The organism is Methylobacterium sp. WL18, assembly GCF_008040015.1.
GTDB classification, from domain to species: Bacteria; Pseudomonadota; Alphaproteobacteria; order Rhizobiales; family Beijerinckiaceae; genus Methylobacterium; species Methylobacterium mesophilicum.
Window position 1 is genome coordinate 1 of the sequence record NZ_VRVD01000186.1, and the last position, 8,222, is coordinate 8,222.

At 68.6% G+C, this 8,222-nt stretch carries 6 protein-coding genes and 1 pseudogene; 4 read left to right on the forward strand and 3 right to left on the reverse strand.

What is annotated here, in order from left to right; all coding sequences use genetic code 11:
• The 4 genes and pseudogenes from FV228_RS14695 to FV228_RS14710 all read left to right on the forward strand — a co-directional run.
• Positions 1 to 112, forward strand: a pseudogene (locus tag FV228_RS14695) (IS630 family transposase); the annotation flags it as partial.
• A gap of 157 nt (positions 113 to 269) precedes the next feature.
• Positions 270 to 590 (forward strand): hypothetical protein, encoded by a 321-nt coding sequence (locus FV228_RS14700; protein ID WP_147855302.1) that lies wholly within the window; start codon positions 270 to 272, stop codon positions 588 to 590.
• 51 nt (positions 591 to 641) lie between these two features.
• Positions 642 to 893 (forward strand): hypothetical protein, encoded by a 252-nt coding sequence (locus tag FV228_RS14705; protein WP_147855303.1) that lies wholly within the window; start codon positions 642 to 644, stop codon positions 891 to 893.
• Positions 894 to 928: 35 nt separating this feature from the next.
• Positions 929 to 3,499, forward strand: coding sequence for a CheR family methyltransferase (locus tag FV228_RS14710; protein WP_187277758.1), 2,571 nt, complete (start codon positions 929 to 931; stop codon positions 3,497 to 3,499).
• Positions 3,500 to 4,298: 799 nt separating this feature from the next.
• Here the strand turns inward: FV228_RS14710 and FV228_RS14715 are convergent.
• The 3 genes from FV228_RS14715 to FV228_RS14725 form a co-directional block, all read right to left on the reverse strand.
• Positions 4,299 to 5,258 (reverse strand): amidohydrolase family protein, encoded by a 960-nt coding sequence (locus tag FV228_RS14715; protein ID WP_147855304.1) that lies wholly within the window; start codon positions 5,256 to 5,258, stop codon positions 4,299 to 4,301.
• 78 nt (positions 5,259 to 5,336) lie between these two features.
• Entirely contained in the window at positions 5,337 to 6,236 is a 900-nt protein-coding gene (locus FV228_RS14720; protein ID WP_147855305.1) for a DUF1932 domain-containing protein, read from the reverse strand.
• A 45-nt stretch (positions 6,237 to 6,281) separates the two neighbouring features.
• Positions 6,282 to 8,222 (reverse strand): FAD-linked oxidase C-terminal domain-containing protein (locus FV228_RS14725; protein WP_281406498.1); only part of this gene is annotated, 1,941 nt, incomplete at its 5' end.

Genomic DNA, 8,222 nt, shown 5'->3' on the forward strand with positions numbered 1-8,222 from the left:
GCCCGACCTCTGGGCTGCTATCCGCGAGGCCTTCACCCGCTTCACCCCAGACGAATGCCGCAACTGCATCACCGCCGCCGGATACGAGGACGACTTGGCCGTCGCTACATAAGTGGGAACAGCTCTAAGCAGCGGATGCTGACGTTTGATCCTCTCAATCGTCATCGGATTCGACATCCGGATTGCTACACCTAGAAATTGAGCGCACGATGCCAGCGTCCGCTGAGAAGTTATCTAAGTGCGGGCATTCAGTGCAGTTCGGAGTGCCCATGGTGGACCGCCCCCGCGCAGATCAGTTCCTTGAAGTCGCCCGTGAGTTGCGAGCGGCAGCCGAGGAGACGCGGCGGACGCTCCAGGCCTCGCGCGACCTCGTCCGGCGCTCCCGCGAGCAGGCCGCCGGGCCACCGGTCTCCGGCAGCGACCCCGGCCCCTCACAACAGCTGGTGACGTCTCTCATCGACGCCTACGAGGCCGCGGAGGACGAACCCGACCTCCAGACCCGCCTCCTGCTGGCCCATGTGCTCAATCATGTCGGGCGTCGCATCGCCGGCGTGATGGGACCGCGGGCGGCCGGGATCGCCGTACATTGAGGGCCGCAGCGCAGAGATGGGCGTGGCGCAGGGATCGGCGGAGAGGCCCGAATGAACGGTGACGATCCGCAGGACGACGACCTGGCTGCGCTGGTCCGCATTGCCCGAACGCTGGGCGTCCCTGTCGCGACCTTCCTGACTACCTGCCACTCCGGAATACCTGATGCTGAGACCGCCGTGGCGGGTCTGGATCATCCCGCCGAAGTGGTGGCGCTGCTGCGTCTATTTGTGCGGCTGAAGAGCCCCGAGGCGCGGGCCCGTTGCCTCGCCTACGTCGTGCAGGAAGTCACGCACGACAGCTGATTCGCGCGGCCGTCCTCGACATCGGGCGCGAACGCATGATGCTGGAACCCGACGAACGGCGCGGCATCGATCCAAAGGCTCAGAACGCGGTGATGGACCAAGTCTTCTTTCCGATCGTCGGCATCGGCGCGTCCGCGGGTGGCATCGAGGCGATGCGGGGTTTCTTCCGCGGGCTGCCGGAGACGCTCGAGGCGGCCTTCGTCGTGGTCACGCATCTCAGCCGGGAGCACAAGAGCCTGCTCCCGGACGTGCTAGCCCGGTTCACGCCGCTCGAGGTCGAGGCCGCTACTGACGGCGTGCAGGTCCGGCCGGGCCGCGTCTACGTCATGCCGCCCGGTTTCGTCATGGGCATCGCGGGCGCCCGGCTGACGTTGACGCCGCTCGGGCCGGCGGGCCGCGAGACCAAGCCGATCGACATCTTCCTGACCGCGCTCGCCCTCGACCAGGGCGAGCGCGCGGTCGGGGTGATCCTGTCCGGCGGCGACGGCGACGGCGCCATCGGCGTCAAGGCGATCAAGGAGCACGGCGGCCTGACCCTGGCCCAGACCGCGGATGGCGACGGCCCCGAGACCGCCGACATGCCGCTCAGCTCGCTGCGGACCGGCTTCGTCGATTTTGGCGAGATGGCCGAACTGATGGGCGGCCGGATCGCGGCGCACGTCGCTTCGTACCTCGCTGCCGCGCCGGATGCGCAGGTCGACGTGGTCCCGCGGGAGCCTGACGCTGAGCAGCTCACCGAGATCTTCGCCATCCTCCGCCGCCAGGTCGGCCACGACTTCTCGGGGTACAAGCCCAGCACCTTCGTGCGCCGGCTGCAGCGGCGCATCAGCGTGGTCGGCGCGGCCGGGCCGGACGCCTACCTCAAGCTGCTGCGGGCCGACCCGGCCGAGGTCGGGGTGCTGTTCCGGGACCTGCTGATCGGCGTGACGAACTTCTTCCGCGACACCGCCGCCTTCGAGGCGCTGGCCACCCAGATCATCCCGAAACTATTCGACGCGCGTGCGGCGACCGATGGCGTGCGGATCTGGGTGCCGGCCTGCTCGACCGGCGAGGAAGTCTATTCCCTGGCCATCCTGGTGCGCGAGCACATGCTCACCCTGGCGGATCCGCCGCGCGTGCAGATCTTCGCCACCGACATCGACGAGCGCGCGCTCACGGTCGCCCGGACCGGCCGCTACCCGACGGCCTACCTGTCCGCAGTCTCGGCCGAGCGGATCGCGCAGCACTTCGTCGTAGAGGGTGATAGCGCGGTGGTCGCGAAGGCCGTGCGCGACCTGTGCACCTTCGCGCCCCACAGCGTGCTGCGCGACCCGCCGTTCTCCCGCCTCGACCTCGTCTCCTGCCGCAACCTGATGATCTACCTCGGCGTCGAGGCCCAGCAGCAGCTGATACCGGTGCTGCACTACGCCCTGCGCCCGCGCGGCTACCTGTTCATCGGGATGGCCGAGAACGTGACGCGGTTCGAGGACCTGTTCGAGACGATCGACAAGCAGCACCGGATCTTCCAGGCCCGCGATGCGATCCCGCCGGTGCGATTGCGGCCGATGTCCGGGTCGGACACGTCGATCTTCCAGAGCGCCGGCCAGCCGCACCGGCGCAACGTGACGACGCACGCGGCTCTGCGGCACGCGGTGGAGAGCCAGATGCTGTCCGAGTTCACGCCGCCACACGCGGTCGTGACGCGGACGGGCGAGGCCGTGCACTACTCGTCGCGGATCGGCGATCACCTGGAGGTCGTGCCCGGCCAGCCGACCCGGGAGCTGGCCGCGATGGCGCGCAAGGGCCTGCGGCTGGACCTCCGGACGGCGCTGCGCGAGGCGATCGAGGGCAATACCATGGTCTTGCGCGACGGCATCGGCGTCGCGCTGTCGGACGGCCGTCTTCAGTCGATCTCCCTGGTGGTCAAGCCGCTGACCACGCCCGGCGCGAGCGAGCCGCTTTTCCTGGTCGTGTTCAAGGAGGCCGCTGCGCCGGTCGAGAAGGAGCGGCAGCAGGCCCTGGAGGCGAACGAGCGGGACACGGCGCTCCAGGGCCTGGAGCGAGAATTGAACGTGACGCGCGAACGGCTCCAGGCCGTGATCGAGGAATACGAGACCTCGCTGGAGGAGCTCAAATCCTCGAACGAGGAGCTGTCCTCGGTCAACGAGGAGATGCAAGCCGCCCACGAGGAGCTCGAGGCTTCGAAGGAGGAGACGCAGTCCCTGAACGAGGAGCTGCAGACGATGAATTCGGAGCTCACGTCGAAGATCGAGGCGATCGACCAGCTGAGCGACGACCAAGCCACGCTGTTCGAGGGCATGAACGTCGCCAGCGTGCTGCTAACGCCGGACCTCCACATCCGCTTGTTCACCCGCGCCGCGGCGCAGATCTTCGGCCTGCAGCCGAGCGACGTCGGCCGGTCCCTGCGCAACTTCTCGGCGCCGATCCCCATGGGGTGGCTGCTGGACGAAATCCCGGCGGTGCTGGCGGAGAGCCGACCCTCCGAGCGGACGGTTGAGGGGGCGGACGGCGCCCGCTACCGGGTCCAGCTGATGGCCGCCTCCCGCACGGGCAGGCGGATGCCCGGGATCGTCGCTAGCTTCACCAACTTGGTCGAGCCAGGATGATCGACCGGTTCGCGCGCCGCGCCTGGGACCTCGGCAGCCACACCCTAGCGTGACACGGACACGGCTGCCTGCGCGCGAACTGCGAGCGTTGGCATGGCTTTGCAGACACCGGCCTCCTCCGATCTTGGGAGAGAGCGGATCGTGTCGCCAACCCAGGCCGAAGGTGGAACGTCAGCTTTCAGCCAGCAGGCCAACGTCCGATTGCCACCCCGAGCCGCAGTTGCCAGACGGCCTACGAATGGCCGCTTTCGGGAAGTGCAAAAAGCGGTCCGCGTGACCGAGATGGGCGCAAAGCGGAACGACCGCTTTTGCGCCCATCGGCTATCAGACATGGCGTAGTCTGGCCGAAAGCGGTACGTCTGCTTCGGAGGGTAGGCACCCGCAAAGCCGCCGTGCTCTTTCTGACAAGGTATTTATTCGGGAGCCACTAATCTCTGTTTGAACGGAATAGTGGATGGGCCGGGCTATGCGGACAGGCCTGGCCGTTGACCAACAATTTGCTGATGATGGGCTCGGGCGGGCCAAAGCCCAACGCTCGACGCCAGCGGTTTTTGGAACGTCGACCGGACCCGGAATGCTCTGCCAGCCCTCGTCGCTCAAGCTCGCTACAGGCAGCGCAGATGCAATCGATGGGGGCCGAGCTGGAGTAGCCGGATCGGATCTTGATCACCGACGCACTCATGAACTCATTATCGAGTACAGCCAACACCTTCAGCTCGTGCGCCGTGAGTGGACGCAGAATGCCTCTTTCGGCAAAGCGTTGAACCGTGGTTCCACTTGGCATCGGTAGCTCACCCAACTACGGCGCTGACGGGAAGTCGTAAACCTCGGCCGGATTCTCGACGAGGATACGCTTGCGCACGCCGTCATCCGGCGCCCACACCGTAAGGAGATCGAACAGCTGCGCATCGTCGGGCTTGGTCGCCTCGGTGGCATGCGGCCAGTCGCTACCCCAGAGCATGCGCTCGGGCGCGATTTTGACGAGCTCTCGCGCCACGGTCGAGGCGTCGGCGTAGCTGGGTCCGCCTTGCCGCGTGTTGAGGTACGGTCCCGACAGCTTGACCCAGGTGGTCCCGCGCTTGAGCAGGCGTAACAGGGTGGCGAAGCTCGGATCGCCGAGGCCGGTTACAGGCGGGATGCGCCCCATATGATCGAAAACGATCCGCACCGGCAGCCGCTCCAGCACCGGCTCGGCCTGGACCATCGCCGCCGCCGGCATGTGGAACTGGATGTGCCAGCCGAGGGGCTTGATGCGTGCCGCCAGGGGCTCTGCCATCTCCAGCGTGGTCGCCCCCGCCTGCACGAGGTTGAACCGGATGCCCCGGATCCCAAGCCCGTGCAGGCGCTGAAGCTCGGTGTCGCTCACGGAGGTGTCCACGACGGCGACGCCGCGGGCCGTCGCGCCAAGTTCGGCCATGCCGGCCAGCGTCACCTGATTGTTCGTCCCGTAAGCGGAGGGGGTGACGACCACGTTCCGCTGCGTGCCGATCCGGCTCTGGATCTTGCGGTAGTCGTCAGGGAACGCATCGGGGTGAAGGACCGGCGCGTCGGGGACCGTCGCCACGCGCTTGTCGAAGAAGTGCATGTGGCAATCGGTGGCGCCGGGAAAGGCCGGCGTGCGGGGGCCCTCGGTCCCGGCCGAGTAGGGGTAGGCCTCGGCAGCGACGGCACGCCCCGACAGGGCCGCCGTGAGGGTCAGGCCCGCGCCGGCCGCAAGCAGCTTGCGCCGGCTGACATCTGAAGCGTGATGATTCGGCATGTGTCTTTCCCGATACCTTCGTTCTGTCTCAAACAGATCCTCGGTCTTCGAACCGTCTGATCGGACGTGATCTCGCGGTCAGGCCCTGGCGAGGGCGGCGGCGACCGCATCCATCGCCTCCCGGTGGTTGGCCGGCTCGACGCCCTGGAGCGTCTCTTTCAGCCCGAGATCCGCCTTCCAGCGCAGGCGGGCGGCGACGGCACGGGCCATGATCGGGTCGATGCCGGCGTCGGCCACTGCCTCGGCCGACATCGCCAGTTCCTCGGCCCTGCGCTTGGCGTGGATCACCCCGGAGGGGATCAGGGCCTCGACCGTGTCCATCCACGGGCGCGCCAGCGTCTTGCAAGCGGAGGCCAACACGATCTCGTCCACACCGTAGTGCCGGGCGGCGAGCAGCATCTCGTCGGTCAGGGCCTCGATGCCCTTGATCAGCACCGAGCGCAGGATCTTGATCCCCGAGGCGGTGCCAAGGGTCTCGCCAACGCTGGTGATATGCATCCCGAACGGCACAAGGAGGTCGCGCACGCGCTCGCCGGCCGGGCCGCTGACCAGGATCGGCATCGCGTAGCCGTTCTTCGGCGTCCCCTCGATCGAGCCGTCGCCGAGGAGGGCGCCGCTCTCGGCCAGACGGGCGGCGACGCCCTGCTTGATCTTCGGGGTCGCCGAGGCGAAGTCGATGAAGGTGTGCCGTTCCGTGAGACAGCCAACGAAGGCGGCGGCGCTTTCCAGGGACACCGATCCAGGCGTCACGCTGACGATCACGTCCGCCGCGTCGGCCAGCTCCCGGTTCGAGCGGACGAGGGTCACGCCCGCGTCCCGGGCCCGGCCCTGGATCAGGTCGGCGAACGGGCCGTCGAAGGCGTACCGGTCGTAGGCCGCGATGCTGGTGAGGCCCGCCGCGCGCAGGCCGCGCCCGAGGGTACTGCCGATCTCGCCGTAGCCGACAAAGCCGAGACGGAATTGTTGGTGTGCCGACATGGTCTGTTTCCCAAATGACGGAGCAGGTGCGGTAAGGCCGTCCGATCAGGCGGCAATCCGGGCCGATCGATCCGGTGGGTGTAGGCAACCGAGCAGAGCCTGAACCGGGTGGGGCAGACCGACACCGTCGATCAGCCTGGCCTGTGACCGGCAGGAATAGCCGTCGGCCAGGAGGCGCCCGGTGCGCTCCTCGCGGCCGATATGGGCCGCCCAGCTCAGGCCGTAGATCCGCTCGGACATCGCCCGGTGCTCGGCCTCGTGGCCGTAGGTGCCGGCCATGCCGCAACAGCCCGCAGGCAGGATCGTCAGGCGGTGGCCGAGGCGGGCGAACACCACCTGCCAGTCGCGTAGGGCCGCCGCTGCGTTCGTCCGCTCGGTGCAGTGGGGCAGCAACAGGAACTCCCGGGCCGGGCCGGGGGTGGGCCGGGCCACGAGCCGCATGGCAAGCCATTCCTGGACGAGCCGAACCGGCGGAGCCCCCTCGGCCCCGAGGGCAACGACGTATTCCGCACGGTAGGTGAGCGTCATCGACGGATCGAGCCCGACAAGGTCGATGCCGGTTGCGGCAAGCGCATGCAGCATCCGGGCGTTGTGCCCAGCGTGCCGGGCGAAGGCGCGCAGGAATCCGTGGACGTGCAGCGGCTTGCCGTTCGGGAGGAACGGCGCCAGCCAGGGCTTGAAGCCTAGATCCGTCAACAGGTCGAGGAGGGCGAGCACCAGCGGCGTCTCGTAATGCGTCGTGAAGGCGTCCTGCACGAGGACGACGCTGCGGGCGCGCTCAGATGCCGGGAGTTCGCGCAGTGCCTCGGGGGTGGCGACGGCGACACCGCGCCGGCGGGCCTCCCGCACGAGGTCGAGGCCCGAGAGCTGGGGCGTGGCCGTGAGGCCGATGGCGCGGGTGAGCCGCTCGCCCGGAGCCGACCCGGTGACGGCGTTGGCCAGCCCCGGCATCCGCGCGGCGAGCGGCAGCATCCGCTCGATCGCCCCGACGACATGGTCACGGGGCCGGCGCAGGTAGCGGCCGTGATAGAGTTCGAGGAACTTCGCCCGGAAGGTCGGCACATCGACCTTGATCGGGCATTGGCCGACGCAGGACTTGCAGGCGAGGCAACCGTCCATCGCCTCCTTCACCGCGTGCGAGAAGTCCGGCTCACGCGACAGGCTGGCGCGCAAGCGGGCTGGGAAGCTGCGCCAGGGGCGGGACGAGCGCTGGCTCTCCGCCAGCGGATCGACCCCGCGCGCGGCGAGCAGACGCAGCCACTCGCGCATCAGCTGCGCCCGACCCTTGGGCGAGTGCCGCCGCTCCCGCGTGCCCTTCCAGGACGGGCACATCGCTTCGTCCGGGTCGTAGGTGAAGCAGGCGCCGTTGCCGTTGCAGTGCAGCGCCTCGTCGAAGCCGGCACGGACGGGCGCCGGGATGGTCCGGTCGGCCTCGCCCTTGGTCGGCACGCTGTCCACCTTCAGGAGCGCTCCGCCCTCGGGGGCGGCGATCTTGCCGGTGTTGAGCTGGTTGCCCGGATCGAACGCGGCCTTGATCCGCTGCAGGGCCGGGTAGAGCGGGCCGAACACGGCCGGGGAGAATTCCGAGCGCACCCCCTTGCCGTGCTCGCCCCATAGGACGCCGCCGTACTTGTTGGTGAGCGCCACCACCTCCTCGGTGATCTCGCGGATCAGCCGGGCCTGGGCGGGGTCCTTCATGTCGATCGCCGGACGCACATGCAGCACGCCGGCATCGACATGACCGAACATGCCGTAGACGAGACCGCGCCGGTCCAGCGCTGCACGGAACTCGGCGATGTAGTCGGCGAGGTTCTCCGGCGGGACGGCGGTGTCCTCGACGAAGGGGATCGGCCGCGCCTCGCCCTTCATGTTGCCAAGGAGCCCCACGGCCTTCTTGCGCATCCCCCAGATGCGGGTGACGGCATCCCCGGCCTCCGTGGGCGCGAGGCGGACCCCGTCGCCGGCGGCCTCGTCGCCGTCCTCGCC

Excerpts from the sequence above, each read along its gene's own strand:
- FV228_RS14700 (WP_147855302.1), top strand. The coding sequence starts at position 270 with ATGGTGGACCGCCCCCGCGCAGATCAGTTCCTTGAAGTCGCCCGTGAG.
- FV228_RS14705 (WP_147855303.1), top strand. The coding sequence starts at position 642 with ATGAACGGTGACGATCCGCAGGACGACGACCTGGCTGCGCTGGTCCGC.
- FV228_RS14710 (WP_187277758.1), top strand. The coding sequence starts at position 929 with ATGATGCTGGAACCCGACGAACGGCGCGGCATCGATCCAAAGGCTCAG.
- FV228_RS14715 (WP_147855304.1), bottom strand. The coding sequence starts at position 5,258 with ATGCCGAATCATCACGCTTCAGATGTCAGCCGGCGCAAGCTGCTTGCG.
- FV228_RS14720 (WP_147855305.1), bottom strand. The coding sequence starts at position 6,236 with ATGTCGGCACACCAACAATTCCGTCTCGGCTTTGTCGGCTACGGCGAG.